The sequence below is a fragment of the Microbacterium sp. CFBP 8794 genome, assembly GCF_014841235.1.
Classification (GTDB): domain Bacteria; phylum Actinomycetota; class Actinomycetes; order Actinomycetales; family Microbacteriaceae; genus Microbacterium.
This window is the reverse complement of the sequence record NZ_JACYTT010000005.1, coordinates 84,353-109,443: the sequence shown is the minus strand read 5'-3', so window position 1 is coordinate 109,443 and position 25,091 is coordinate 84,353. Positions and strand designations below refer to the sequence as shown.

Below are 25,091 nucleotides of genomic sequence, written 5' to 3'. Positions count from 1 at the left end.
GTCAGCCGTCCCGAGGCACCACACGCAGCAGCTGTTCGAAGGAGTCCGCAGCTGGCATCCACCGGTCTTCGCCGCCGAGGTAGACCCGCACGGCTCCCGTGGATTCGCGGCCGACGTGGAGCAAGAACAGGTTGCCCCCGGGATCGTGTGCGAACGGCATCCACTCGTCGAACGCGTCGCCGCCGCCTTGGCGAAGGTCCGCCCACAGCCGTTCGATCGGGAGCGCTCCGTGCTTGACCGCCGTGAAGCCGTGCAACATTCCTGACTCAGCGAGGGGCCACCCGCCGTTGTCCGCAGATAGAACGCGCGGAATGCCCGTGGCAACGCGCATCCGACGAGTTGCTCCAGCTCGTCGAGATCCTCCGCCCGCACGGGCAAGGCGGAGCCCTCCCAGTCTTCCGAGAATCACGGGAGGTCGGCCCAGGTTGGCAGATCGTCCACGCCGCTCACGCGGAGAATCATGTCACAGGCCAACCACGACGGGAGGGCCGACGGCTTCGATCCTGCCCCGGCGTTGCATCGTCGACCTCGGCGGCGGCGTGCCCGCTTCGACTCGGCTAGAACGGCGGCGGATCCTCGGCGATCTGGGCGCCGAGCGGCGACGTCCAGCGCAGGTCGCCGGTGTCGGGGTCGCGCGAGGGATTCCACCGAGTCTCGTGACGGATGCGGTGATGATGTCGGCACTCGGGTGCGAGGTTGTCGTCATCGGTGACACCGCCGGCGCTCCACGCGGCCAGGTGATCCAGGTCGCACTCGCGCGCGGGTCGTCCGCATCCTGGAAAGACGCACGTCGGCGAGGTCACGCCCAACCATCGACGCAAGGCGGTCGGCACGCGGTAGGTCGACCGATCGAGGGCGAGGGGCACGCCCGTCAGCGGATGCGTGAGGATCCGCACCCACGAGGTGGCCTCGCCGGCGAGACGCCGAGCCGTGTCGAGGTCGATCGGGCCGTACCCGTCGAGACGAGCGGGCTCGTCGCCTGCTCCGAGAAGCGTGAGTGCGGGGACCGTGATGACGATCGACGCGCGACGATCCGGGGGCGCGGAGGGCGTCGGCGGTGAGGCGTCGGGCGGCGGGGCGGCAGTCGGCGCGGCTGCAGTAGACACGGCGGCAGTCGGCGGGGCAGCGGCTGGCGGGGCGGCGGCCGGTACCACGGCAGCCGGTACCACGGCAGCCGGCACGGCGGCAGCCGGCACGGCGGCAGCCGGCACGGCGGTATTCGGCACAGCGAAGGAAGCGCCGTCGCCGGTACGACCACCCGCACTCGCCGGGCGTTCCTCGGCGCGATGGATCGAACCGGTCGCCGCGCGGGACCCGGCCCCGCCCGTGGACCGCGTGAGCAAATCCGCGAAAGCATCGGCCCGCAGCTGCGCGAGCGTTCGTTCCTCATCGGGGGCCACCCGCAGGTGACGGGCTGCGCGATCGACATGCGCGAGGGCATCGTGCGCACGATCCGCGGGAAGCAGAGCGGTCAGTGTGGCCATGCCATCGAGTTCGGCCGCGAGCCACACGCCTCGGTCGCGAGCCGCCCGACGGTGCCGCGTCTGAAGGGACTCGCGGTGCACGCGCTCGCGGAGAGCGCGCGCCGAGACGGAGAACCGCGCGGGCGGAAGCCGGAGAGCGCGGTCGAGGGCACCCTCGTCGAACGCCCGCCAGGATTCATGCTCGCCGGAGGCCGGAGCCGGCCCGCCAGAGGCCGGAGCCTGCTCGCCCGAAGCCAGAGCCGGTTCGTCGGCGAGCGTTGCCGTGTCGTCCAGAAGCACGTCGGGGAGCAGCGTCGAGCCGTCGGGACCAGGCGCCGGGCCATCTGCCCCGGTCGGTCCGGTCGGCGGCGACTCGGGCTCGTCGGCCGGCGACGACTCGGGCTCGTCGGGAAGAGACGTCGTCAGCCGCGCCGACTCGACGGCGTGACGCTCCGAGATCGTGCCCTCGACGAAGGCGTTCCAGATCTCGGGACAACGGCTCTGCAAGGTCTCGGCATGGGCGGCTCGCGTGCGCACCGTCTGCTCCGACAGCCGCAGGCGCGTCGCGATCTCGGCGATCACCGCCCGTGCGGCCATGTCACGCCTATCGCGGCGCACCGCCGCCACGGTGCGCCGCCGCGGGTCGGTCCACGCGATGTCGAGGGTCGGGTCGGGACCCACCCACGGCTCGGGATCGGCCACCGCCTCGTCGAGCAGCAGTCTCAGGAGGCGGTACTCCGCGGCCGTGGCCCGGTGGCGTTCGCGCACGTGGTGCTCGAGCTCGCCGAGAAGGTGCGCGGGAGTGGAGGTGAGGAGCCACGCGCCATCCTCGTCGGCGGCGCCGGTGGCACCGTCACCGAACGGGTGGGGGTCGACCAAACCCACGTCGATCGCCCACGCCGTGGCGGCGTCGGCGGACAGGTCTTCATCGCTGGGCCACGGCACGCCCCACCCCGAAGAAACCGGCTGTGACCGGCCTTTCGAAGGTCCATGGTGTCCATGCACCCAATCTAGCGAGGGGGTACGACATCGCCGCGAGCGGCACCTAGGGAGCCTGCTCGAGCAGAGCGGAGCTGCGCGTACGCGCCGCTCGCCGCACGCGAGCCGACCCACCCGCGAGCCGACCCGCGCGCGCTGCACCAATCCTCACGAGCCGACGCGCGCTGCACCATTCCGACACAAGCCGACCCACACCGCGAACCGACCCACACCCGCCAGTCGCCAGTCGCCAGTCGCCCACACCTCCCCGCCGCGCCACTCCCCACGAACCCGTCACACCGTAACGAGCACCCCCCGCGGCACCTCCGTCCGCTCCACGAAACCCAACACCTCGCCCAGGCGCCGAACACCCTGCGCCGGGTCGGCGACGACCCGCGAGGCGACCGAGCGCACGAGCACGACGACCCGCGCCGAGGGGACGACCGCGTGGCTCCCGGGAGCGGTGCGGGCTCCGGCGACCGAATCGCCCGCGAGCGCCTGGTCCACGGCATCCAGGATCTCGAACAGCCGTTCGTCGTGGCAGCGCTCGTCGTCGACACCGATCCACTCGAGGACGGCGGCAATGGTCCACTGGGGAGTGAATGGACTGGGGATGCGATCAGAGGATGCGAACGAGAGGGCCATTGGACCAGAATCACCAGGTATGACCCTTCTCGACAGAGCCACTTCCGCCCTGGTGGACCAGCGCACGGCTGTCGTCTCGGCGGAACAGCTGGCGTTGCGCCTCGGCCGTTGGGCGACGACCGACGCCACCCTCTCGGCGAGCCTCGCCGACGGCATCGCCCGGCTCGTGCGCGAGGGGGAACTGCGCGGCGGCGACCGGCTGCCCTCGGAACGCACGCTCGCCGCGACCGTCTCGGTGTCGCGGGGCACGGTCGTCAGCGCCTACGCGCGGCTGTACGACGACGGCATCCTCGATCGCCGCCAGGGCAGCGGCACGCGCGTCGCGGGGACGCCCCCGACGGCCGCGCGTCAGAGCGCCGGTCGCGCGGAGGCGCTGTACGCCACCCTGCCCTCGAGCATCGATCTGCTGCGCGCGGTCCCCCCGATCTTGCCGCTCGCCGTCGACATCGTGCAGCGCCACCGGCCCGTGCTCGACGCGAGCACCGTCGAGGGCGACCCCGCGGGCCTCCCCGCCCTGCGCTCCCTCATCGCGCAGCTGATGACCGACGACGGCACCGCCACGACGTCGGCGCAGATCCTGGTCACGCACGGGGCGCAGCAGGCGCTCAGCCTGCTCGTCGACGAACTGGTCTCCCCCGGCGACACCGTGCTCACCGAAGAGGTGGCCTGGCCCGGCTTCACCGATGCCGTGCGTCGTCGCGGAGGCCAGGTGCACGGCATCCGGCTCACGCCCGACGGCGTCGACATCGACGCGCTCGAGATGGCGATCGTGGTGCGCCGACCCGTTCTGATCGCGCTGAACCCGCACAATCACAACCCCACCGGCGTCCAGACGAGTCTCGCCGTGCGCCGGCGCATCGCGGATCTCGCCGCCGAGCACGGCGTGACGGTGATCGAGGATCGCGTGCTCGCGCACGTGTCGTTCGACGGCGTGACCCCTCCCTCACTGGCGAGCCTGCGCCCCGACGCGCCCATCGTCGTGGTCGAGTCGCTGTCGAAATGGGCATGGGAAGGCCTGCGGGTCGGGTGGTTGCGGGCGGACCCGGTGCTCGTGCGGCGACTGCGCGGACTGCGTCAGACCACCGACCTGTCGACCAGCGTCCCCTCGCAGCTGCTGGCGATCGACCTGATCGCGCAGGCTCCGGTCCTGCGCCGCACCGTGGCCACCGTGCACCGCGAAGCGGCCGACGCCGCGGCGAAGCTGCTCGCCGTCCACCTGCCCGACTGGCGGTTCCGTCCGCCGCGCGGGGGGCTGTGGCTCTGGGCGCAGCTGCCGTCGGGCTCGGCGGCCGGCTTCGCGCGCTACGCCGCGGGGCTGGGCGTGTCGGTGGCCGGGTCGGCGCAGTTCATGTCGGACGTGGATGCCGACGACCACATCCGCATCCCCGTCACCTCGACGCCCGCGGTGCTCGAGGCCGGAATTCAGCGTCTCGGCGAGGCGTGGCGGGGATACGCCGGGAGGGGCTGAACGGGCACCGATCGGGTCCGCTCCGCGCGGCGCGACGCGGCGCGGTCCTGCGCGGTGGCACCGTGCTGGCGCAGCGGCCCATAGTATGAAGTCGTGCCTTCACATCTTCCCGGGCGCCGGGTCGTCCCCACCTCGGCCATGCTCGCCGCCCTCGCGGTGCCGTCGCGCCTCGCGATCCTGTCGCTGCTGCTGTCGGTCGGGCCCCGGACGGCGACCGAATGCGCCGAGGTGGTCGGGGCGACGGCATCCAACTGCTCGTGGCACCTGCGCGAACTCGCCCGGCTCGGCCTCGTCGAGCGATCCGACGACGACACCGGCGACGCACGCAAGCGACCCTGGCGTGCGACGATCACGGGCATCGACCTGGATGCCGGCGGCGGACCCGCCGACGATCTCACGCGCGCCGCGGTGCGCTCGGCCTGGTTCGCCGACACCGACGCGCGGTTCGACGACTACCTGCGGCACGAGAGCGACCTCGCCGAACCTTGGCGCGAAGCGGCGGTGATCAGCGACTACGCCGTCCTGCTCACCGCCGACGAACTCGCCGACCTCGGTGCGCGCATCGACGCGATCGTGCGCCCCTACGTGCGTGCGACCCGGGCCGACGTCCCCGCGGGCAGCGCCGTCGCCTCGATCTCGGTGCGCGGTGTCGTCGACCCGCGCTTCGTCGACCCGCGCTTCGTCGACCCGGGCTCGGTCGGCGCGGGCTCGAGCGGCCGGCGCGCCCGGAACGCGGACGCGATGGGCCCGCGCGCCCGGGGCAACGACCCCGCCGACCCGCAGACAGGACCCCCGCGCACACCCGACCTCCCCTCCCCCGACAGCGCGACGTGAGCGGCGGCACCTGGCGGTTCCCCGGCGTCGTACGCCTGATGTCGGGGGGCGCGATCGCCGAGACCGCCGACTGGATGCTGCTGGTCGCCCTGCCCCTCTTCGTGCTCGGGGTCACCGGGTCGCCGCTGATCACCTCGATCGTCTTCGTCCTGCAGGCCGTGCTCACGGTGGCGGCCGCCCCGCTCGCGGGCCTGCTCATCGACCGGGCCGACCCCTGGCACCTGATGGGCGGCACCGCGGCGCTGCAGGTGATCGCCGTGCTCCCCCTGCTGTTCGTCGACTCGGCCGCCGACCTGTGGATCGTGTCCCTCGTCGCGGTCGTGCAATCGGTGCTCGGGGCGATCATCGAACCCGCGCGGCCGAGCGTGGCCGCCGCTCTCGTGCCCTCGGACCACGTCGCACCCGTGAACCAGCTGCTCGGCATCGGCTCGGGTCTCGCGCGCCTGGTCGGGGCACCGCTCGGCGGTCTGGCGCTGGGGCTCGGCGGAGTCGACGCCCTCGTCGTCGCCACCGCGGGTGCCTACGCCGTGGCATCCGTCGTGCTCTTCGCGCGGGCGAAACGGCGACCGGATGCCGCCACCCCGGCGAACGACGACACCGCGGCGCTGCGCACCCTCGAGGTCGACGCCGCGGGCGCCCCCGCGCGCGCCACGTTCTTCGGCGAGCTCGGGTCGGGACTCGCGATCGTGGCCGGCGACCGCGTGCTCCGACGTCTCATGCTCGTGGCGGTGCTCATGTCGCTCGCGCAGGGTCTGTTCTCGATCCTCTTCGTGCTCTTCGTGCCCCAGGTGCTGGGCGGCGGTGACGTCGAGATCGGCGTGCTGCGCGGCATCCAGGCGATCGGAGCTCTCGTGGCGGGCGTCGGACTGCTCGGCGTCGTCGGACGCGTCGCACCCGCGCGCCTGGCCGCCGCCTCGATCCTCGGATTCGGCGTGCTGTCGCTCCTGATCTGGAACCTGCCGGCGTTGACGACGTGGTTCCCGCTGTACGTCGCCCTGTTCGCGCTGGTCGGGGCGCCGGGCCTGCTCGCCATGACCGCGATGCTGACGATCGTCGACCGCGAGACGCCCGCCGGTCATCGCGGGCGGGTCACCAGCCTGCTGTTCGCCGCACTGACCGCCCTGCAGGCGGTGGGCACCCTGGTCGGCGGGTTCATCGGTACGGGACCGGCGTTCACCGTCTCGCTGCAGGTGCAGGGGGCGCTGTATCTCGTGGCCGGCCTCGTCGCGCTGACGTTGGGACGACGCGGATCCGCCTGACCCTCGGGAATGTCCGGGCCCCTCTCTACGCTGTGTGGTGAGGGCGCAGGGAAGGCGGTTGGCATGCAGGGACTCGAAGTCACGGTTCTGCTCGGACTCGCGATGCTGGTGGGCACGGTGCTCGCGCCGCGGCTGCGGGTGGCGACGCCGCTCGTGCTGCTGGTGATCGGCCTGGCGCTGGGCTTCATCCCCGAGCTCCGCGCGATCGAGCTGCCGCCCGAGACGGTGCTGCTGCTGTTCCTCCCGGTCATGCTCTTCCGCGAGGCGTGGACCACGTCGCTGCGCTCTGTCCGCCGGTCGCTGCGCTACATCATCCCGATGAGCACGCTCCTCGTCGTCGCCTCGGCGTTCGCCGTCGCCGGTGTCGCGACCTGGATGGGCGTGCCGTGGGAGGCCGCCCTCGTCATCGGAGCCGCCGTCGCCCCGCCCGACGCCACCGCGGTCGCCGCCCTCGGTCGACTGCTGCCCGCCAAGGCCTTCATGAAGCTCAAGGCCGAGAGCCTCACCAACGACGGCACGGCCCTCGTGCTCTACGCCATCGCGGTGTCGCTGCTGCTCGGCGGGCAGGTCACGCCGTGGTCGATCACGGGCATGGTGCTGCTGTCGTACGTGGGAGGTGCGGCCGCGGGCATCGCGGTGGCCGCGCTGGCGTACGTCGCCCTGCGTCGCATGCAGTCGACGCTCACGATCAACCTCACCCTGCTGCTCGTGCCGTTCCTCGCCTTCCTCATCGCCGAACTGATCGAGGCGTCGGGCGTGCTCGCCGTCGTGTTTGCGGGGTTGATCGTGGCCTGGGTCTCGCCGCGCATCACCACGGCGATGTCGAGAAGAGCGGCCGACGCCACCTGGCCCTTCGGCGTGTACCTGCTCAACGGGGCGTTGTTCGTGCTCATCGGCCTCGAGGTGCAGCTCGTGCTGCACGAGATCTCGCCGTCCGAGATCGGGATGCTGCTGCTGATCACGGTGGCCGCGTGGGTGGTGCTGTTCGTCGTGCGCTACCTGTTCCAGTGGCTCTTCTCGCCGTTCTCGAGGCCGCCCGCGGGGTCGTCGCGGTCGCTCCGGCACCGCTCCCGGGTGGTGAGCACGGTCGCCGGATTCCGCGGCGCCGTCTCGCTCGCCATCGCCCTGTCGGTGCCGACCACGACCGCGAGCGGCGAGCCCGTCGCCGGCCGCGACGCCGTGGTCTTCGTCACCGCGGGCGTCATCGTGCTCACGCTGCTCGTGCAGGGGCCGCTGCTGCCGGCCGTGATCCGGTGGGCGAAGCTCCCCAACGACGACGCCGCGATCGAGGAGTACGAACTCGCCGAACGCGCGATCTCGGGCGCCGCGCTGGCGGCACTCGACGACCTCGCCGTCGAACACGGCATCAGCGACCGGGTGCGCGACCGTGCCCGACGCGAGGGCTACGAGCGCCTCGAACTCGCCAACGCACGCGCCGTCGCCCGCCAGCGCGCGATCGAGGAACGCGACCTGGCCGAGCTCGACGCCTCGCTCGACGACGACGCCGGAGAGTCCTCGACGATGGGCCCCGTCCCGCCCGAGGCGAAGGACGAGGGCCGTCCGCGACGCCGGCTTCCCGCGCCCCCCGACGGCACCAACGGCGCCACGGGCGGAGCCGGCGCCGCCGGAATGGACACCGGTGACGCCGCCGCGCGGCTCGCCGCCGGCCCGCTCGAGATGATCGCCGTCAGCGACGACATCGACGTGACGCAGCGTTCCCCGCTGCTGCGCCACAAAGAGGCCGTGCGACTGCGTCTGGCGGTGCTCGACCGCAAGCGCGAGGTGCTGCTGCGGCTGCGCCGCGAGGGGACGATCGACGACCTCGTCGCGCGCAAGATCCTCGCCGGGCTCGATCTCGACGAGATCCGCGCGCGCGGAATCGACAAGTCGAACGACTGAGCGGGCGGCACCCGACGGCTCGACCGGGCTCATCGCCACGCGGTGACGCGGAAGCCTGTGGTCGGGCACGGATTCTCCGGCGTGCGCCGGCGCGATGACGCCCCCGACGCCAGGCGGACGATTCCGCGTCAAGCCAGCACGAGCTCGATGTTCTCGTGGTCGGCGAACACGCGCAGCACGAGGTCGAAGTACGTCTCGCCCGCTCCCGCGTCGAGGGCGTCGAGCGCTCTCTGCGCCGGTCCCGCGGCGTACACCTCGGGCCTCTCGAGCTTCGCGCGGTAGTACGCCCGAGTCGCCTCGACCCCCAGCGCCGCGCGTGACGCGGCGTGGTCGACCCAGGTCACGCGGGCCGGGGCCGCCCCGTCGAGCACACCGAACCCGCCGTACAGTAGGTCGTCGAGCGCGTCGAGGCTCTCCCCCAGCGTCCACGGCTCGTCGGGCATGAGCACGCGACCCAGTTCCCGGTAGAGCGAGGCGATGCCGTCGACGCGCGATCCCTCGAGGCGCAAGGTGAGCGGGCTCATGGCGTCTTCCTCTTCTCGATTCTCACGACGAAGGGCCGGAGCCTGACGGCATCCGACCCTCTCGCGACGAGCCCGAGGCCCGCACGTGGACGACCTCAGTTGCCGCCGTTGATGACCGACAGGTAGGCGCCGAAGGGGCGCGAGGCGTCGGTAGTGGCGAAGTCGTCGGCAAGGCCCTCGTGGGGGGTGTTCTCGTTGTGCATTCCCCGAGTGTGACCGACCGGACCCCGAGATCGACGTCGGTTGACATTCGGCTTTACTTCATCTAGCTAAATACTCGTCTACCAAGTATTCAGCCTCAGTCCGCCGCCGTCGCCGTCGGCCCGAGCATGATGATGCCCGCCCCCACGAGCGCCACCGCCGAACCGATGTAGTCCCACGAGGTGGGGCGGAACCCGTCGACGACGATCCCCCACGCGAGCGAGCCGGCCACGAACACCCCGCCATAGGCGGCCAGCACCCGTCCGAAGTGCGCGTCGGGCTGCAGAGCCGCGACGAAGCCGTAGGCGCCGAGGGCCAGGATGCCGAGAAGCGCGAGCCACCACCCGCGATTCTCGCGCACCGCCTGCCAGATGAGCCAGGCCCCGCCGATCTCGGCGACCGCGGCGAGGGCGAAGAGAACGACGATACGCGCGGTGGTCATGCGTCCCAGTTTCTCCTCCGAGGCTCGTTTTCCGAACGAACAGCGCCCGAAAAGACCTCATTGCGAACCCTTAGGTTACGGAGAGGGAACATCTCGGTAGTACCGGAGAAAGAGGACTACCGTTCCCCGCAAGGGGGTGAGCATGACTCGACCACGCACCGTGACCCACACCTACACGCTCGACGGCGGATGGCGCAGAGCCCACCACGAACCGCTGACCGTCGACCACGCCGACGACCTGCGCCACCAGGGGGTGACGATGGTGCGAGCGCGACGCGGGATGTTCGACAGCCGCGAGCTCTCGCTCCGCGAGTACCCGCCCCGCGCATCGACCCGGCCGCCCACACCGGCCTGACCCGACGGCGGCGCGCCTCACCGCCCGGGTGCCAGCAAGCCGCTCTCGTACGCCGCGATCACCAGCTGCGCCCGATCGTGCGCGCCGAGCTTGATCATCGTGTTCTTCACGTGCGTCTTCGCCGTGTGCGGCGAGATGTACAACAGCGCCGCGATCTCGTCGTTCGAGCGACCGCGGGCCACGTGCAGCAGCACCTCGCGCTCGCGGTCGGTGAGCGCGTCGAGCGCGGCGGGCGTCGGCACGTCGGCGGCGCCGGTGGCCCGCACGTATCGCTCGATGAGCGCGCGGGTCGCGGCGGGAGAGAGCAGCGCGCCGCCCTCGTGCACCGACAGCACGGCCCGCACGATGTCGTCGGGCTCGGCGCCCTTTCCGATGAAACCGCTCGCCCCCGCGCGCAGGGCCGCCACGACGTAATCGTCCTCCTCGAAGGTGGTCAGGATCAGCACGCGCGTGTCGGCCAACGCGGGATCGGCGCAGATCGCCGCGGTCGCCTCGATGCCGTCCATGCGCGGCATGCGGATGTCCGACACCACGACGTCGGGGCGGAGCCTGCGCGCGAGCGCGACACCCGCCTCACCGTCGGCGGCCTCGCCCACCACCGAGATCCCGTCGGCAGCGTCGAGGAGGTCGCGCACGGCCGAGCGGATCAGCGACTGGTCGTCGACGACGATCGCGGTGGTCACGAGCCCGACTCCCCCGCACGCGCGGGCAGGGGCAGGCGAGCGGCCAGGCGGTAACCGCCGGGGGCGAGACCCGCCGCGAGGTCGCCGCGCACCGCGTCGACGCGCTCCCGCAGCCCCACCAGACCGAAGCCCGACGACGGCAATGCCGACTCGGCGGCCTCGGGCACGCGCTCGATCGGATTGGTCACGACCACCTCCAGGTCATCGCCGTCGCGACGCAGCAGCACGTGGGCGCGGCGGGTGGTGCCGTGCTTGAGGGCGTTCGTGAGCCCCTCCTGCACGACGCGGTAGGCCACGATGTCGATCCCCCACGGGATGCCGGCGGCTTCGGCATCCGTTCCGATCTCGTCGCGCACCACGACGTCCCACCCGGCGACCCGCACCGACTCGACCACCTCGGGCACGCGCGCGAGCCCGGGCTGCGCGCGCACGGCGGCGTCGTCGGGCGCGCGGAGCAGGCTCATCATGGTGCCGATCTCGCCGAGCACGTCGCGCGAGGCGGTGCGGATGGTGGCGAGGGCCTCGCGCGCGCGGTCGGGGCGGTTCTCGAGCGTCGACGACGCGACCCCGGCGTTCAAACTGATGACCGAGATGCGGTGGGCGACGGCGTCGTGCAGGTCGCGCGCGATGCGCAGGCGTTCCTCGGTGACGCGGCGGCTCGCCTCGGCCTCGCGCGTCTGCTCGGCGCGACGGGCGCGCTCGACCACCGCCTCGAGGTAGGCGCGACGCGAGCGGGCGGCGTCGCCGACGGCTCCCGCGAGCGCGAGCGAGAGGGCCACCTGCAGCACACGCGTGTCCATGCCGGTGACGAGGGCGACGATCACCCCCGCCGACACCACGGCCCCCACGGCGGCCAGGGTCGCCGGCACCGACGTGCGCCGCTGCGCGCGGTGGGCGATGCCGTAGGTGGCCACGACCATCGCGATCGCCCCGCCCGGCGAGAGCGTGCCGAGGGCGAGGGCGGCGATCCAGACGGCGACGCTCACGGCCAGCACGACCCGCGGCGCCCGGCGACGGAACGGCAGCGCCAGGGCGGGCAGCAGCACGAGCACGAGCACGAACGGGTGCGACGGCCGCATCTCGGCGAAGGGCACGGGCGCGAGGGCCGGGACCGCGACGAGCACGACCAGCACGACGTCGATCAGCCAGGGCCGACCGGCCCACGGCGAGCGCGGCGCCGGCTCGTTCGTCTCGTCGGGCCTCACGGCTCCAGTCTCCCGCGTCCTGCGGCCCCGGCCATCGCCTGGCGGGGGCATTCGCGAATCCCCCACCGGGGGTAGACGACCGCCCCGGCGGTGGGACGCGCACGATCTCGCCGCGAACGAGGCTGAGGTCATGGCATCCGACCCTCCTCCCCCACTGTTCTCGATCACCGATCTGCACAAGTCGTACGGTCGCGGCTCCGCCCGCTTCGACGCCCTGCGCGGGGTGAACCTCGACATCCATCGCGGCGAGAGCGTCGCGATCATCGGCAAGAGCGGCTCGGGCAAGTCGACGCTCATGCACCTGCTCGCCCTGATGGACGCCCCGACACGGGGCACGGTGCGCCTCGACGGAGTGGATGCCACGACGCTGCGCGGACGTCAGCTCAACCGCACCCGCAACCAGACGTTCGGCTTCGTGTTCCAGCAGTTCTTCCTCACGCCCAGCGCCTCGGTGTTCGACAACGTCGTGCTGCCGCTGAAGATCGCGGGCGTCGGCCGCGCCGAGCGGAGCCGACGGGGGCGGGCGGCGCTCGCGGAGCTCGACATGGACGACAAGGCGCGCAACAAGGCCACCGCACTCTCGGGGGGACAGAAGCAGCGCGCGGTGATCGCGCGGGCCCTGGTGAACGACCCGCAGGTGATCTTCGCCGACGAGCCCACCGGCAACCTCGACACGGCCACCGGGGCCGTCGTCGAAGACATCCTGTTCCGGCTCAATCGTGAGCACGGGATCACCCTGATCGTCGTCACCCACGACGAAGACCTCGCCGCGCGCTGCGACCGGCGCGTGCAGATCCGCGACGGTCTCATCGTCGCCGACGAACGGCACGCCGCATGAGAACCGTCGATCTCGTCTCGACCGCCGTCGCGAACACCTTCCGCTCCAAGACGCGCACGATCCTCACCGTGCTGGCGATCTTCGTGGGCGCCTTCACCCTGACCATCACGAACGGCCTCGGTACGGGCATCAACGCGTTCATCGACAAGACGGTCGCCTCGATGGGGGCCTCCGACGTGCTCACGGTGACCAAGACGACGTCGGCGACCTCGACCGGGCCGCAGAAGTACGATCCGGATGCCGTCGCCTCGGCGCAGCAGACGGGGGGCCGCCCCGGCGCCACGGGGGAAGTGACGGCGCTCACCGATCAGGACATCGCGACCGTCTCGCAGCTCCCCGGCGTGGAGAAGGTCGTTCCCGTGACCTCGGTGTCGATCGACTACGTCGAGGCCCCCGGCGGGGACCCCTACACGGCGCAGGTGGGCAGTCTCGTCGCCGGGCAGACGCCGCAGATCGCCGACGGGGCGGCGCCCGACGATGCCTCCGACGCGCTGCAGGTCGCGCTCCCCGACGCGCTGGTCGCACCCCTGGGGTTCGCCGACGCGAACGACGCGGTGGGCGCGACCGTGACGATCGCCGTCACCGACCCGGTGCGCACGCAGCACCTGGTCGAGGCGACCGTGACCGGCGTGACCGAAGCGGCCTTCGGCGGGACGACCTCGCTCACGACCAACTCCGCGCTCGAGAAGACCTTATTCACCCTGCAGAACACCGGCGTGCCCGCCGACCAGCTCGACCGCTACGCCTCGGCGAGCGCGACGGTGTCGTCGTCGGCGACGACGGCGCAGATCGACGAGGTCAAGGCCGCGCTGACCGACGCGGGGTACACGGGAACCACCGTCGCCGATCAGCTCGGCACGTTCGAGTCGGTGATCGACGGCATCGTGCTGGTGCTCAACGCGTTCGCGGTCATCGCCCTCCTGGCGGCGAGCTTCGGAATCGTCAACACCCTGCTGATGTCGGTGCAGGAGCGCACCCGCGAGATCGGTCTGATGAAGGCCATGGGAATGGGCAGCGGTCGCGTCTTCACCCTGTTCAGCCTCGAGGCGATCTTCATCGGTCTGCTGGGCAGCGCTCTCGGCGCCGTCATCGCCATCGGTGTCGGCACCGCCGTCAGCGCGCAGCTCGCGGCGAGCCTGTTCAGCGATCTGCCCGGGCTGCAGCTGATCGCCTTCGACCCGGTGTCGATTCTGCTGACCGTGCTCGCGGTGATGGGGATCGCGTTCCTCGCGGGGACGCTCCCGGCCGCGCGCGCCGCGCGGGCCGACCCCGTGGAGTCGCTGCGATACGAGTGACGGCGGTGCGCCGAGCGGCGGGCCGGGGCGGCGGCGGATCATGCCGATGCCCCGGCCCGCCGCTCGCGCGCGGCGATCTCGGCACGACCACTGCGCCGCCCCGCGCAACCCCGACGGCGGTGGAGTGATCGTCTGTCATGCTCGGGCAGTGAAGTCGTTCCGTTGCCGCGTCTGCGGAAATCCCCTGTTCTTCGAGAACTCGGTCTGCCTCTCGTGCGGCACCGGCCTCGGTTACTCGCTCGAAGAGGCCGAGATCGTGCCGGTCGATGCCCGGGGCCGGTACGTCGACGCCGCCGGACTCATCTGGCACGTCTGCCGCAACCTCAACCTGTCGGGCTGCACGTGGCTCTCCCGCTTCGAGGGCGGGCAATGCTCGGCCTGCGAGCTGACCCGCGTGCGGCCGAACGACGCCGACGCCCGGGGTCTGTCGCAGTACCCGGTCGCCGAACGCGCGAAGCGGTGGCTGCTCGTCGACCTCGACCGCCTCGGCATCCCGATCGCGAGCAAGGCCGAAGACCCCGACCGCGGCCTCTGTTTCGACCTGCTGTCGAGCGTGGCCGAGAACGTCACCATCGGTCACGCCGACGGCGTGATCACGATCGATCTGGCCGAGAGCGACGACGCCCACCGCGTGCGCGTGCAGAGGCAGCTCGGTGAGCCCTATCGCACGATGCTCGGCCACTTCCGCCACGAGGTCGGGCACTACGTCGAGTGGGTCTTCGTCGAGGGCACCGACCGCATCACCGAGGCGCGCGCGCTGTTCGGCGACGAGACCGCCGACTACCAGGCCGAGATCGACCGCCACTACTCCGAGGGCCCGCCGAGCGACTGGGCGGAGCGGTACATCTCGACCTACGCGAGCATGCACCCCTACGAGGACTTCGCCGAGACGTGGGCGCACGTCCTGCACATCACCGACACGATCGAGACGGCCTCCACCTTCGGGCTGACGAACGTGTCGGGCCCCGGGGAGGTCCCGCGCTTCCGCGAGTTCGTCACCGAGGTGTGGATGCCGCTGTCCGTGGCCCTCAACATGGTCAACCGATCCATGGGCAAGAACGACCTCTATCCGTTCGCCCTCCCCGACCGCGTGCTCGACAAGCTCGACTTCGTCGCGTCGCTGCTGTCCACGCGCTGAGCGGGCTCGGGTCTCACGACCGCGTCGCGAACGCGCCGGGCGTCACACCCCAGACGCGGCGGAAGTGCCGGGTCAGGTGTGCCTGATCGTGGAAGCCCGTCTGCGCGGCGGCGTCGGCCGGACGGCATCCGTTCCCCAGCAGCCGCCGCGCGGCGTCGACCCGTCGCCCCACGAGGTACCGGTGCGGGGCGATGCCGTACGTGTCGGAGAACACCCGCACCGCGTGGCTCGGGTGGGCGCCGAGCTCGGCGGCGGCCGCCGCGATCGTGAACGACTCGGTATAGCGGGAGTCGAGCAGCACGCGAAGCCGGCGCGCGAGGGGCACGTCGCGCGTCGCCGGGCGGGCCGTTCCGGCGTGGCGGTACACGGCATCGCGCACGGCGAGCAGCCAGTGCTCGGCCGCCATCTCGTCACCCGGGTGCGCCAGCGCCGCGTGCACCCTGCGTGCGGCCGCGTGCGCGGGCGGCGCGGTGACGGTGGGCCGGTGCGCGATCCGGCCCGTCAGCTCATCGGGGAGCCAGTCGCGGCGAAGGTAGAGCACCTGCTTGCGGTACCCCGACCCGGTGACGGCCGGGCGCCCGTCGTGGGCGACGCCCGGGGGCAGCAGGGTCACCGCGGCGGGCGATGCCCGGTGCTCCGCGCGGTCGAGGGCGTACGTCACCGCGCCGCGGTCGACGAGCATGACGGCCCAGTCCTCGTGGGTGTGCATCGGATAGCTGTGCGCGAAGCTCGCGTGGTAGACCTCGCGCAGCATCGGCACGTCCGGGTGCCACGCGCGCACCCGGTTCTCCATGCAAGAAACGTACAAGACGCCGCGGCGCCCGGTCGCGATGCTGGAGGGATGACCGACGACATCGTCTCCCCCGCCCCGCTGTTCGACACGAAGGTGGTCGTGGTGCTCGCCGACGGCCTCTCCGCCTGGCAGGAGCTCAACGTCACCGCGTTCCTCGCTTCGGGTATCACCACCAGTGCGCCCGACCTCGTCGGCGAGCCCTACCGCGACGCCGACGGCACCGACTACCTGCCGATGCTCCGCCAGCCCGTGATGGTGCTCACCGCCGACGCGGGCCTCCTCGGCCGCGCGCGGGCCAAAGCGGCCGCGCGCGACGACATCGCCCTGGCGATCTACACGCGCGAACTGTTCACGACCTCGCACGACGCCGCCAATCGGGCCGCCGTCGCCGGCGTCGCCGCCGCCGACCTCGACCTGGTGGGCATCGCCGTGCGCGGTCCGCGCAACGCCGTGGACCGCATCCTCAAGGGCGCCGTGTTCCACGCCTGAGTTCGGCGAACGGAGGCGATGCGGTGCAGCCGCGCACCTCGGCGAGGCCGAAGGGGCCGCGGCATCCGTTCTAGTCGAGCGCCGCAGCCGCGGTCGCCGCGTCCAGCAGCGATGCCACCGCTTCTTGCTGTTTCGCGTCGACCCCCGAGAGGGCGGCCGAGAAGGCGTCGTCGAAACGGGTGAGGCAGTCCCACGGTTCGACGCTCAGATCGACCTGGGCGAAGATGTGGTTCGCGCGCCGGTCGTCGAGGTCGACTTCTCGGCGCAGGATGTCTCGGCGCACGAGGCGGTCGACGATGGTGGTCACTCCCGCCGACGTCACCCCGAGGTGCTGCCGCAGTTCCGAGGGGCGGATGCCGGGATTCCGGGTGATGTGCAGCACGGCGACGACGTCGACCTCGTTCAAGCCCAGAATGCGGCGGGCCTCGGCGAGACAGCGCGCCCGTTCCACGAGATATCGGTTCAGCGCGGCAACGACAGGGGAGGATTCGTTCGTCATATCGATTCAGTTCGTTTCGCGGCTCTTCTGCGCGTGTACACCTCACGGTACCCGGCGGGGCGTCGGCACCCGCCGCGGCGCGGGGCACTTGACATCCCGGTCATTGTGGTGCGCGGTGCCTTTACGTCGCACTCCGTCCGCGATACGGCAGACGCGAGGCGCCGCACCCCCATGGTCCGGGATGCGGCGCTGCGACGGGACGCTTTACTTCATTCGTCCGAAGGTCGCATCGATGTCGGCCATCTCCATCGCGGCCGTCGCCTCGATCAGTTCGCGCAGTTCGGCATCCGCTCCGGGAGAGAACTCCTCGAGACGTTCGGGCGCCACGGTGATCGGGGTGCCGGCGGGCGCCTGCTCGCTGGCGTCGAGTTGGGTTCCGTCGTGAGAGGGCGAGGCGCCCTGGAAGATCTTGCCCGCCTCGGACTGGTTGCCGAGGTCGAAGGAATACTGCTTGCTCTGCAGACCGAGGTCGAGCAGCCGCTTGACCTCGGGGAACTGCTCGGCGTTCGTCTTCGGAATAGGCAGCGAGGTGCGCCAGTTCACCCCGAGCGTTTCGAGAGCTTTGGCGTACGCGTTCTCATGGGCCTGGTCGCGCACGATCAAGTACGCGATGGTGCTGCGCGCCATCTTGTTGTCGGTCATCTCGTACAGCCGGCACTTCTGCAGGCGCCCGGTCGATTCGAGCATGAGGTTGTACAGCAAATCGAGCACGAGGTTGCCGGAGTTGTAGACGTAGCTTCCCGACCACGGGTTGCCCGCCGCATCCACGGGCAGCGCACCCTGAGCACCGACGAGGTAGTGGTGGATGTTGCTGTGATCCACCGCGATGCTCAGCGGAGTCGCGCCGCCGGCTCCCGGCTGATCCACCGGATCGCCCGGCTTGCCCTGATACGCGGGAGAGCCGTCCAACAGGCGGGAGATCGTGGTGCCGATGAGTTCGACGTGGCTGATCTCCTCGGTTCCGATGCCCTGGATCAGATCCTTGTACGCCTTGCCGGACGGGCCACGGAAGTTGATGCTCTGAAAGAGGTACTGCATCATCGTGCGCATCTCGCCGAATTGACCGCCCAAGCCCTCCTGAAGGGCATTGGCCGCCGCCGGATCGGGCTCGTCCTGGGCGATTTCATTGATGAATTCCTGCAGGTGGAAATACATGGTGCCTCCGAGGGGGAATGGTCCTCGAAGTGTCCGCAGCATCGGGGAGCGCCGCTCCCCCCTCGCCATCGCGGGCGACGGCGGGTACGCTTCCCGGCTCGTCGTCGGGGCGCGGGAGAGCAAGCGGACGGGCGCGGTGTTCCTGGCTTGGGCGCTGCCGCAGCTGATGTCGCGCCGTGTCTAGACAGCCCTGGGCGGCTCCGGGAACGACGAAGCCCCGGCAGATCTTGCGATCCACCGGGGCTTATCTGTCGGGATGACAGGATTTGAACCTGCGACCCCTTGACCCCCAGGCGTCCAGATGCCCCCGCCAGAGCCGAAGTCCGCATGATTCCGGGACTCAGATAATGCAGAGGACATCACGAGATGCATGGTTTGCATGATTCTGGTCTCCTTCTGGTCCCCCAATGCCTGCCATTCGACTCGTCATGAACGTGAAGGTGTGCGTAGCAAGCGGCATCTTCTACAGAGGGATCGGGCGCTCAGGTCAACGAGGGGTATGACGTTGAGCTTGTGGCAGGCGTCGACCACGGGCGCCATCAGCCCGCTCAAACAACTCGTTGAACCACTTCACGTTTGCGGTACGTGCGGCTGCCTGAGTTACACGAGCGCCAGCAAGGTACCGCTTACCGCCGTAAACGGTGCCGAAGCGGATGCCAGGACCGATGCGATGCAATCCAACTAGTTGCGGCCCGCCGCCTGAGTATGGGTCCGCACCCTGTGCCAGGGCCTCGGTGAAGGCACTGTAGATGGCTCGGCTAGTTCCGCCCTGAAGGCTCTCCTCCCATAGGCGTTCTGCGTTGCGGACCTCGTGAGCGCCGCTCCCTGCAACATGGAGCCGTGCCGAGGCGCGCGGCATCTCGACCTCTCTCAGGTTCCACGTGGCGGTAGCAGCTTCGAAGGTCATGATGGCTAGTTCGAAGACCGAGTCCATTCCCTCTCGTCTCCGTATTGCCATCACGATTCCGAAGTCCCGCTGCTCTTGCCTCGGGTAGTCCGTCCAGAGGCGCCGGATGCTGCTCGCGATACCGCCGAAGGCCGCCCGGCGAGGCCGGATGGTGCCTACGGCAAGTTCGTCGATGACGGTCGGTAGTGCGAGCGCCGGGAACAGCACGTCTCCCCAATATCCGAAGATGTGCGGCGTTCCTGGAGCCGCGAATGTCTTACGTCCTTGGTTCCAGAGGTGTGAGTCGCCCCAGGTGATGCGACTGTCGCTGGCAATGTAGATGGAGGAGACTTTGCGCTGGTCAACGCCGGCCCACGCGACGATCGTGGTCACGAAACCTGCCTCCTAATGAGGACCCGGGGCACCGGCTATGCCGGCACCCCGGGGAAGACCTGAGTGCTCCCGCGAGGGGAGCAGGGACACCTCGTACCGCCTCGATGATGGCAGCCTCAGGAGTTGCGTCCTCGGACGAGCTGCGACGCTTCGTCCAAGGTCATCGCCAGTAGGCGACTCTCGCATTCTAGAGGATGGCGCCGACCAACCTCGTGCAATCCAGCATCCCTCGTTCGCCCGCGACTCTATGCCAACAGCAATGCCCGCCGACCGGAACGCCGAGAACTTCGAGGCCCTGCCGCTTCTGCTTGGCCGGAGGGCTATCCACACGAGGCTTAGCCGAGATGCTATCGGCATGGGAACCGACGCTTGGCGGAACTGGAACGCATTCAACGAAGGGCTCCCGGAAAGTGAGAACGCAGACGACGAGCTCTACTCGGACCGACACTTCGTCGGTGGCCCGTCGACCCACGGTCCGTACACGCTGACCACGATCATCGGCAGGGGCCTACCCTCCGCCGTGCCTGCGGTCAGACCGGCAGTGAGGCTGCACACCAGTGTCCACGCGAATCTCATCCCGGAGACCATCATTGATCGCGCACTAGCGCCAGCCGATTCCGCTGCCTACCACGGTGGCACCGCCGGCGACGAGGTCGCTGCACTCGCGTCGTTGGAACTCGGCGTACGTCTCCGGGTAGCAGGAACCAGCCAACTCTCCGGTATTCACCGAGACGGTGAAGAGCATTCGCCCATCTACTTGGAAGTGGCGCCCCTCGCGCATCCTGGTCGTCCCGGATACGAGTTCGTCCCAGCTGCAACCAGCAGGCCTGCTGATCTCGGATAGCTCAGCCGCCTGGATTCGTTTTGCAGTATGGAGGAGACAGCTCAGATCGAACTGGTGCGTGCCGCTCGTGCGTATGCCACAGGATTGTGGTGGTCCAATGAGGATCAGAACCAGGCTTGGCTTCAGCTGGTGACCGCGGTGGAGATCGCCGCGAACCACCGGCAGCAAGTTCAGACTGCGCCTGAGAGCCTGGTTCAAGCCCTATGGCCTGAGCTCTGGTCAGCACTTACAACCGCAGGTGACACTGCCCGCGCCCAGGTTGCCTGGCTGGTCGCGCCTCAAATTCGAGCAACAAGGAAGTTCGTCGATTTCCTAGTCGCATGTGCACCGGAACCTCCAGCTCTCCGTCCGCCCCACGGCAAGCTGGAATGGGATGACATGGCTCAACACGCGAGGCTCATCTACGGCCATCGTTCGACTGCTCTTCATGCAGGAAAGCCGTTCCCCCTGCCAATGCTTGAGCGTCCTCGCTCCGAGGAGAACGGCACTATCCAGGAGGTGCCGTGGGGCCTCAACAGTGGCGGGCAAGGCGGTATCTGGGACGCGAAAGAAGCCCCGATGTTGCTCTCGACGTTCGAGCACATCGCTCGTGGCTCGCTCCTGAACTGGTGGGATGAGCTGCGCGGTGCTTGAGCGATGCGATCAGCTAACGGACCTGACACAAACCTCAGATCTACCACACGGCTACTCAGGGCATTCCCCGTACCCGACGCAGGTCTATCAGGATGGGCGCTATGCGCACGTGGTTGCCGCATCTCACGGCCGCCAGCCAACCGTAGCCTCCTGAGCGATAGGAACGATCAGGCTCCCCAGCGCCTGGGCCCGGCCCTCAAGGCCAAGTAGCCTGATTGTATGGATTCAGTTGAACTTGAACGGTCGGGCCAACGTTGACTCGACCTGGATACGTCGATCGCAGCAAGCTGCAGAACTGGGCAGACACGCGCTCAGCGCAGTCCGAGTTCCCGCGACTGGCGCGGCGTCTCGTCCTCGAGACCACCCCGGGGGTGCTGGAACTCGGTATGCCCGCTGGCGAGGGCGTCGCGGCGGGCGATTGGGATGGTTCTATCCGCACAACGGATGCCACCGCGTGGGTTCCTGAAGGCCTCTCCGTCTGGGAGTTGTCAGTCAACTCAAGCCCAAACAAGAAGGCGGATGAGGACTACGTCAAGCGCGCCGCCACCCCGGATGGCACCGCCACCGGAGACTGCACTTACGTGGAAGTGATCTTGCGGCCGTGGACTGCCCGCGCATCTTGGGCGAGGGGTAAACGTGGCGACAAAGTCTGGAGGGACGTTAGGGCACTGGGCCTAGATGACATTGAGATGTGGCTCGAAGCAGCGCCAATCACGTGGGCATGGTTTTCCGAGGAACTAGGTCTCTCGCCGCGCGGGCTCCGAACCGGATTGACGTGGTGGCGTGATTGGGCGGCGCAAACGAATCCGGCATTGACCTCGGGAGCCGTGCTCGCGGGCCGAACGGATGCAGCACAGGAGCTTGAAGACCGAGCGGCGACGTCCGGTTCGATTACCTCGGTGGCCGGCGCGTCATTGGAAGAGGTCTGCGCCTTCGTTGCTGCGGTCGCCGTGGATCGCGACGAGCAGGGCAAGGGACAGATGCTTGCTCGGCTTGCATTCGTTGACGACATATCCACTTGGAGGCAGTTGGCCGCATCATCTCAACCGCTCGTCTTGGTCCCTCGCACGCCCGAACTGGCGAGGGAGATTCCGACCGGAACGGTCCACAGTTTCTGCGTGCCGGTCGTCGCCGAGGAAGGCGCGGACGTCATACTTCCGCCGTTGGACCCGTCCGTGTTGGCAGACGCGCTGAAGGCCGCCGGCATCGCGGACAGCGAAAGGGCCGACAGGCTCGGCAGACTCGGACGTCGCAGCTTGACAGCCTTGCGTCGAAACATCGCCATCCAGGCCGCACTCCATCGACCGGTGTGGGCTGACACAACTCCCTCACGGCACTTCCGATCGATCCTCTTGGCCGGCTCATGGGGAGACAACGCAGCAGGCGATCGTTCGATGATCGAGGCGTTGACCGGGGTCGACTACGAGACGTTTAGGGATTCGATTACAGGGATCGTCGATAATCCCACCGATCCCCTGGCGATCCGGACCGATGGCGCATGGCATCTCGTCTCAGCCGTAGATGCGTGGATGCTGTTGGTGTCAAAGCTGACGTACGACGACATGCAGCGATTCGAGAGTGTTGTTGAGATGGTCTTGGCGGAGGGGGACCCGGCCCTTGATCTGCCGCGGGACCAGCGTTGGCGGGCATCGATCGACGGTAAGACCCGACGCTATTCAGGCGATCTCCGTCGAGGCCTCGCTCAGTCACTGGCCCTGTTGGGTGTGTACGGCGGGACCGTGACCTGGTCGGGTGGAGCATCGGGTGCAGGGGTCGCCAATTATCTGGTCCGGAAGCTGCTGGAGTGGGCATCGGCAGACCCCACAGGACGTGCCTGGCAATCACTCGCCGACATCTTGCCGCTGCTAGCTGAGGCTGGGCCAGAGGCGTTTCTCGATGCTGTGAGCGTAGCGGCTACGGGCGAGGAGCCGTTGTTGGCGACGATGTTCCAAGACAGCACTGATGAGTCCGGCCTCTTCTCTGGCGGCACTCCTCACACCAATCTGCTGTGGGCTCTTGAGTGTCTGTCGTGGTGCCCCGACTACTTCGGGCGCGCGGTCGCTCTCCTTGGGCGTCTCGACGAGATCGATCCTGGCGGCCGAATGTCGAACCGCCCGGCCGCGTCGCTAGCTGCGATCTACCGACCGTGGCATCCGGACGCGTCTGTCGATCCCGACCGACGCATTGCGGTGCTCGACTCGTTGCGCCGTCGGCATCCTGACGCCGCGTGGAAGTTGGAGTGCAGCATGCTTCCCGAGGGCCATAGCGGGGTTCACTTTCCGATCAGCGCGCCCGTCTTCCGGACGTGGAGGCCGAACAAGCAGTCCGTTACATATGGCGAGATATGGAAGATGACTACTGCGGCAGTTGAGCGCTGCATCGAGGACGCAGGTGCAGATGCTGAGCGGTGGGCAACGATCCTCGATCGTACGTCAGCCATGGCGCCAGCGGATCGGGAGCGTGTCGTTGCGGCACTCGATTCGATCGCCGATCAGGCTGATCTCGCGTCTGACTTCAGATATTCAGTGTGGCGATCGCTGATCGACCTCATTGGGCGTCATCGAGAGTTCACGGATGCCGCTTGGTCACTGCCAGAAGAGGAGCTGGCCAAGCTCGAGTCGCTAGCGGCTCGGTATCAGCCCGAGTCTGCTTATCTCCGACTAGTCGGACTGTTCCAGTCATACACACCGCACATTGGCGCTCGGCGATTGGATGACTACGAAGGCTTTGAACGCGAGCTTGGGCGCCTGCGCGTGGAAGCGATCAAGGAGATCGAGGCCGAAGGCAGGTTCGACGCCATCACCAAGTTGGCACGCGATGCGACCGTGCACGGAGCCGTCGGCATCTCCCTTGCGCACCTCGGATCATCGTATGACTCGGAACTCCTCGGCTGGTTGGCGATCGAGGGCCCAGACGATCTCGCCGAGACCGCAATGTCGTACTTCTCGGCCCGCTACGCGCTCGAGGGGTTCGACCTGATCACGGGCCTCCTCGCACGGGACGACCTCACTATCGAGCAGAGGGCCCGGCTTCTCCTGGTTGCACGAGAAGACCTCACGGAAGTGTGGGCAATAGCGGCTGCGGATCAGGAACTTGAGACTCGTTACTGGATGGCATTTCAGCCGCTCGGATTGGGTCACGACTTCGACAAGCTTGACGAAGTCGCCGACCGATTGATCCGTGTCGGCCGCCATGCCGACGTCCTGCACCTTATGAGCATGTACTCCCGCAGGGAGAAGGATGGGCCACGCCCGGAGGGCGCGAAGCTCATCGTGCGAGCGCTCGACGGACTGTTGGCGGATCAGGCCCAATCTGCCGCCGCGCGCGGCTTGCGGACATACGACTTCCAACGGCTTTTCGCTTACCTCGAAGCCATGCGCGACCATCTTGAGCCCGGCGATCTTGTCCGCCTCCAGTGGGCGTACCTTCCTGCGCTTGGCTATGACGCGAAGATCCCAGCGCTGTCCGAGAGTTTGGCTGCTGACCCGTCCGGGTTCGTCGGAATGGTCTGTCTCGTGTTTCGTGCTCGACCAGGGGCGGAGGACGAGGAGGGAGTTGAGGGCCAGGCTGACGACGAACAACACGACGCATCAATGGCGTCCAACGCCTATCGCCTGCTCAATGCATGGGATTCGCCGCCCGGGCTCGTAGACGGCTCCATGGATGCCGAAGTGCTTCGATCCTGGCTCGACAGGGCGATGGAGCTCCTGACAGAACGTGATCGGACAGAAGTCGGCCTGCAACAGTTCGGACAGGTTCTTGGGCACACCCCGCCGGACCCGGACGGCACATGGCCGGGCGTCGTTGTGCGGGACCTTCTAGAAGACGTGCAGCTCGAGCACATCGAAACGGGGCTCTACCTGCACGTCGTGAACAGTCGCGGCATCACAAGCCGTGGCCTGGAAGACGGTGGGGGTCAAGAATTCCAACTTTCCACCGACTACCGAGCCAAAGCAGAGGCACTCGCTGACACCGCGCCTAGAACGGCCGCTCTATTCCGGCGAGTCGCCGCTTCGTACGACAGCGACGCACGGCGCAATGAGGATGACGCCGAGCGCTTTAGGCGTGGCCTCCACTGACCACCGCGGCGCCCGACGCATCTGCAGACCGCTGAAATCCTACGGAGAGTTTGGCCAGTCCTACAGCGACTTCGTCATGCTCGCAGCGCTCCA

The 25,091-nt window shown here is 69.1% G+C and carries 23 protein-coding genes; 12 read left to right on the top strand and 11 right to left on the bottom strand.

Features of this window, described 5'->3' with window-relative positions; translation table 11 throughout:
* Window position 1: 1 nt before the first annotated feature.
* The 3 genes from IFU19_RS14510 to IFU19_RS14500 all read right to left on the bottom strand — a co-directional run bounded on the left by IFU19_RS14510 (window position 2) and on the right by IFU19_RS14500 (window position 3,086).
* Window positions 2-331: an SMI1/KNR4 family protein gene (locus IFU19_RS14510; protein ID WP_207301774.1), complete on the bottom strand. Its 330-nt coding sequence runs from the start codon at window positions 329-331 to the stop codon at window positions 2-4.
* Between the two features lie 226 nt (window positions 332-557).
* Window positions 558-2,408, bottom strand: a complete 1,851-nt coding sequence (locus IFU19_RS14505; RefSeq protein WP_342343433.1) for an HNH endonuclease signature motif containing protein — start codon at window positions 2,406-2,408, stop codon at window positions 558-560.
* 327 nt (window positions 2,409-2,735) lie between these two features.
* Window positions 2,736-3,086, bottom strand: a complete 351-nt coding sequence (locus tag IFU19_RS14500) for a hypothetical protein (RefSeq protein ID WP_192212048.1) — start codon at window positions 3,084-3,086, stop codon at window positions 2,736-2,738.
* Between the two features lie 19 nt (window positions 3,087-3,105).
* On the opposite strand from IFU19_RS14500, the gene IFU19_RS14495 reads away from it, so the two are divergent.
* From IFU19_RS14495 to IFU19_RS14480, 4 genes are all read left to right on the top strand, one after another.
* A complete protein-coding gene (locus IFU19_RS14495) occupies window positions 3,106-4,554 on the top strand; it encodes an aminotransferase-like domain-containing protein (protein WP_192212047.1) in 1,449 nt (482 codons plus the stop codon).
* 93 nt (window positions 4,555-4,647) lie between these two features.
* Window positions 4,648-5,388 carry an ArsR/SmtB family transcription factor gene (locus IFU19_RS14490; protein WP_213016649.1) on the top strand — a complete coding sequence of 247 codons (741 nt, stop codon included), beginning with the start codon at window positions 4,648-4,650 and terminating at the stop codon, window positions 5,386-5,388.
* Window positions 5,385-6,647 carry an MFS transporter gene (locus IFU19_RS14485; protein WP_192212046.1) on the top strand — a complete coding sequence of 421 codons (1,263 nt, stop codon included), beginning with the start codon at window positions 5,385-5,387 and terminating at the stop codon, window positions 6,645-6,647. The genes IFU19_RS14490 and IFU19_RS14485 overlap by 4 nt, the downstream gene beginning before the upstream one ends.
* Before the next feature lie 63 nt (window positions 6,648-6,710).
* Window positions 6,711-8,546, top strand: coding sequence for a Na+/H+ antiporter (locus IFU19_RS14480; RefSeq protein WP_192212045.1), 1,836 nt, complete (start codon window positions 6,711-6,713; stop codon window positions 8,544-8,546).
* Window positions 8,547-8,674: 128 nt separating this feature from the next.
* Here the strand turns inward: IFU19_RS14480 and IFU19_RS14475 are convergent, their stop codons facing one another.
* Together IFU19_RS14475 and IFU19_RS14470 are read right to left on the bottom strand one after the other, a co-directional pair.
* A complete protein-coding gene (locus IFU19_RS14475; RefSeq protein WP_055835373.1) occupies window positions 8,675-9,070 on the bottom strand; it encodes a hypothetical protein in 396 nt (131 codons plus the stop codon).
* A 298-nt stretch (window positions 9,071-9,368) separates the two neighbouring features.
* Window positions 9,369-9,713 (bottom strand): YnfA family protein, encoded by a 345-nt coding sequence (locus IFU19_RS14470; protein WP_055937258.1) that lies wholly within the window; start codon window positions 9,711-9,713, stop codon window positions 9,369-9,371.
* Between the two features lie 142 nt (window positions 9,714-9,855).
* Between IFU19_RS14470 and IFU19_RS14465 the strand changes: the two genes are divergently transcribed.
* Window positions 9,856-10,068 carry a hypothetical protein gene (locus tag IFU19_RS14465; protein ID WP_083285677.1) on the top strand — a complete coding sequence of 71 codons (213 nt, stop codon included), beginning with the start codon at window positions 9,856-9,858 and terminating at the stop codon, window positions 10,066-10,068.
* A gap of 17 nt (window positions 10,069-10,085) precedes the next feature.
* Here IFU19_RS14465 and IFU19_RS14460 read toward each other — a convergent pair whose 3' ends face one another.
* On the bottom strand, window positions 10,086-10,751 hold the full coding sequence (locus IFU19_RS14460) for a response regulator (RefSeq protein WP_192212044.1): 666 nt from the start codon (window positions 10,749-10,751) through the stop codon (window positions 10,086-10,088).
* Window positions 10,748-11,956 carry a histidine kinase gene (locus IFU19_RS14455; RefSeq protein ID WP_192212043.1) on the bottom strand — a complete coding sequence of 403 codons (1,209 nt, stop codon included), beginning with the start codon at window positions 11,954-11,956 and terminating at the stop codon, window positions 10,748-10,750. Before IFU19_RS14455 ends, IFU19_RS14460 begins: the two co-directional genes overlap by 4 nt.
* A gap of 130 nt (window positions 11,957-12,086) precedes the next feature.
* On the opposite strand from IFU19_RS14455, the gene IFU19_RS14450 reads away from it, so the two are divergent.
* The 3 genes from IFU19_RS14450 (at window position 12,087) to IFU19_RS14440 (ending at window position 15,227) form a co-directional block, all read left to right on the top strand.
* Window positions 12,087-12,794, top strand: a complete 708-nt coding sequence (locus IFU19_RS14450; RefSeq protein WP_192212042.1) for an ABC transporter ATP-binding protein — start codon at window positions 12,087-12,089, stop codon at window positions 12,792-12,794.
* Window positions 12,791-14,089, top strand: a complete 1,299-nt coding sequence (locus IFU19_RS14445) for an ABC transporter permease (protein ID WP_192212041.1) — start codon at window positions 12,791-12,793, stop codon at window positions 14,087-14,089. The genes IFU19_RS14450 and IFU19_RS14445 overlap by 4 nt, the downstream gene beginning before the upstream one ends.
* A gap of 148 nt (window positions 14,090-14,237) precedes the next feature.
* On the top strand, window positions 14,238-15,227 hold the full coding sequence (locus IFU19_RS14440) for a putative zinc-binding metallopeptidase (RefSeq protein WP_192212040.1): 990 nt from the start codon (window positions 14,238-14,240) through the stop codon (window positions 15,225-15,227).
* A gap of 13 nt (window positions 15,228-15,240) precedes the next feature.
* On the opposite strand, the gene IFU19_RS14435 is transcribed toward IFU19_RS14440, so the two are convergent.
* A complete protein-coding gene (locus IFU19_RS14435; protein ID WP_192212039.1) occupies window positions 15,241-16,020 on the bottom strand; it encodes a helix-turn-helix transcriptional regulator in 780 nt (259 codons plus the stop codon).
* A gap of 48 nt (window positions 16,021-16,068) precedes the next feature.
* On the opposite strand from IFU19_RS14435, the gene IFU19_RS14430 reads away from it, so the two are divergent.
* Entirely contained in the window at window positions 16,069-16,509 is a 441-nt protein-coding gene (locus IFU19_RS14430; protein WP_192212038.1) for a DUF2000 domain-containing protein, read from the top strand.
* A gap of 70 nt (window positions 16,510-16,579) precedes the next feature.
* Here the strand turns inward: IFU19_RS14430 and IFU19_RS14425 are convergent, their stop codons facing one another.
* The 3 genes from IFU19_RS14425 to IFU19_RS14415 all read right to left on the bottom strand — a co-directional run bounded on the left by IFU19_RS14425 (window position 16,580) and on the right by IFU19_RS14415 (window position 19,442).
* On the bottom strand, window positions 16,580-17,008 hold the full coding sequence (locus IFU19_RS14425) for a MarR family winged helix-turn-helix transcriptional regulator (RefSeq protein WP_192212037.1): 429 nt from the start codon (window positions 17,006-17,008) through the stop codon (window positions 16,580-16,582).
* A gap of 204 nt (window positions 17,009-17,212) precedes the next feature.
* Window positions 17,213-18,163: a manganese catalase family protein gene (locus IFU19_RS14420; RefSeq protein ID WP_192212036.1), complete on the bottom strand. Its 951-nt coding sequence runs from the start codon at window positions 18,161-18,163 to the stop codon at window positions 17,213-17,215.
* Window positions 18,164-18,650: 487 nt separating this feature from the next.
* The gene (locus IFU19_RS14415) at window positions 18,651-19,442 is read right to left on the bottom strand and encodes a hypothetical protein (protein WP_192212035.1); all 792 of its coding nucleotides are present in this window, start codon (window positions 19,440-19,442) and stop codon (window positions 18,651-18,653) included.
* A 259-nt stretch (window positions 19,443-19,701) separates the two neighbouring features.
* On the opposite strand from IFU19_RS14415, the gene IFU19_RS16495 reads away from it, so the two are divergent.
* The 3 genes from IFU19_RS16495 (at window position 19,702) to IFU19_RS14405 (ending at window position 24,998) form a co-directional block, all read left to right on the top strand.
* Window positions 19,702-20,286 (top strand): hypothetical protein, encoded by a 585-nt coding sequence (locus IFU19_RS16495; protein WP_207301773.1) that lies wholly within the window; start codon window positions 19,702-19,704, stop codon window positions 20,284-20,286.
* Between the two features lie 27 nt (window positions 20,287-20,313).
* Window positions 20,314-20,919, top strand: a complete 606-nt coding sequence (locus IFU19_RS14410; RefSeq protein WP_192212034.1) for a hypothetical protein — start codon at window positions 20,314-20,316, stop codon at window positions 20,917-20,919.
* Window positions 20,920-21,290: 371 nt separating this feature from the next.
* Window positions 21,291-24,998, top strand: coding sequence for a hypothetical protein (locus IFU19_RS14405; protein WP_192212033.1), 3,708 nt, complete (start codon window positions 21,291-21,293; stop codon window positions 24,996-24,998).
* The last annotated feature ends 93 nt before the right edge of the window (window positions 24,999-25,091 follow it).

What these genes read in the sequence shown, in the direction of transcription:
- IFU19_RS14480 (WP_192212045.1), top strand. Translation starts at nt 6,711, where the DNA reads ATGCAGGGACTCGAAGTCACGGTTCTGCTCGGACTCGCGATGCTGGTG.
- IFU19_RS14410 (WP_192212034.1), top strand. Translation starts at nt 20,314, where the DNA reads ATGGAGGAGACAGCTCAGATCGAACTGGTGCGTGCCGCTCGTGCGTAT.
- IFU19_RS14420 (WP_192212036.1), bottom strand. Translation starts at nt 18,163, where the DNA reads ATGTATTTCCACCTGCAGGAATTCATCAATGAAATCGCCCAGGACGAG.
- IFU19_RS14435 (WP_192212039.1), bottom strand. Translation starts at nt 16,020, where the DNA reads ATGGAGAACCGGGTGCGCGCGTGGCACCCGGACGTGCCGATGCTGCGC.
- IFU19_RS14450 (WP_192212042.1), top strand. Translation starts at nt 12,087, where the DNA reads ATGGCATCCGACCCTCCTCCCCCACTGTTCTCGATCACCGATCTGCAC.
- IFU19_RS14500 (WP_192212048.1), bottom strand. Translation starts at nt 3,086, where the DNA reads ATGGCCCTCTCGTTCGCATCCTCTGATCGCATCCCCAGTCCATTCACT.
- IFU19_RS14430 (WP_192212038.1), top strand. Translation starts at nt 16,069, where the DNA reads ATGACCGACGACATCGTCTCCCCCGCCCCGCTGTTCGACACGAAGGTG.
- IFU19_RS14510 (WP_207301774.1), bottom strand. Translation starts at nt 331, where the DNA reads ATGCGCGTTGCCACGGGCATTCCGCGCGTTCTATCTGCGGACAACGGC.
- IFU19_RS14470 (WP_055937258.1), bottom strand. Translation starts at nt 9,713, where the DNA reads ATGACCACCGCGCGTATCGTCGTTCTCTTCGCCCTCGCCGCGGTCGCC.
- IFU19_RS14425 (WP_192212037.1), bottom strand. Translation starts at nt 17,008, where the DNA reads ATGACGAACGAATCCTCCCCTGTCGTTGCCGCGCTGAACCGATATCTC.
- IFU19_RS16495 (WP_207301773.1), top strand. Translation starts at nt 19,702, where the DNA reads ATGCCCGCCGACCGGAACGCCGAGAACTTCGAGGCCCTGCCGCTTCTG.
- IFU19_RS14475 (WP_055835373.1), bottom strand. Translation starts at nt 9,070, where the DNA reads ATGAGCCCGCTCACCTTGCGCCTCGAGGGATCGCGCGTCGACGGCATC.
- IFU19_RS14445 (WP_192212041.1), top strand. Translation starts at nt 12,791, where the DNA reads ATGAGAACCGTCGATCTCGTCTCGACCGCCGTCGCGAACACCTTCCGC.
- IFU19_RS14465 (WP_083285677.1), top strand. Translation starts at nt 9,856, where the DNA reads ATGACTCGACCACGCACCGTGACCCACACCTACACGCTCGACGGCGGA.
- IFU19_RS14495 (WP_192212047.1), top strand. Translation starts at nt 3,106, where the DNA reads ATGACCCTTCTCGACAGAGCCACTTCCGCCCTGGTGGACCAGCGCACG.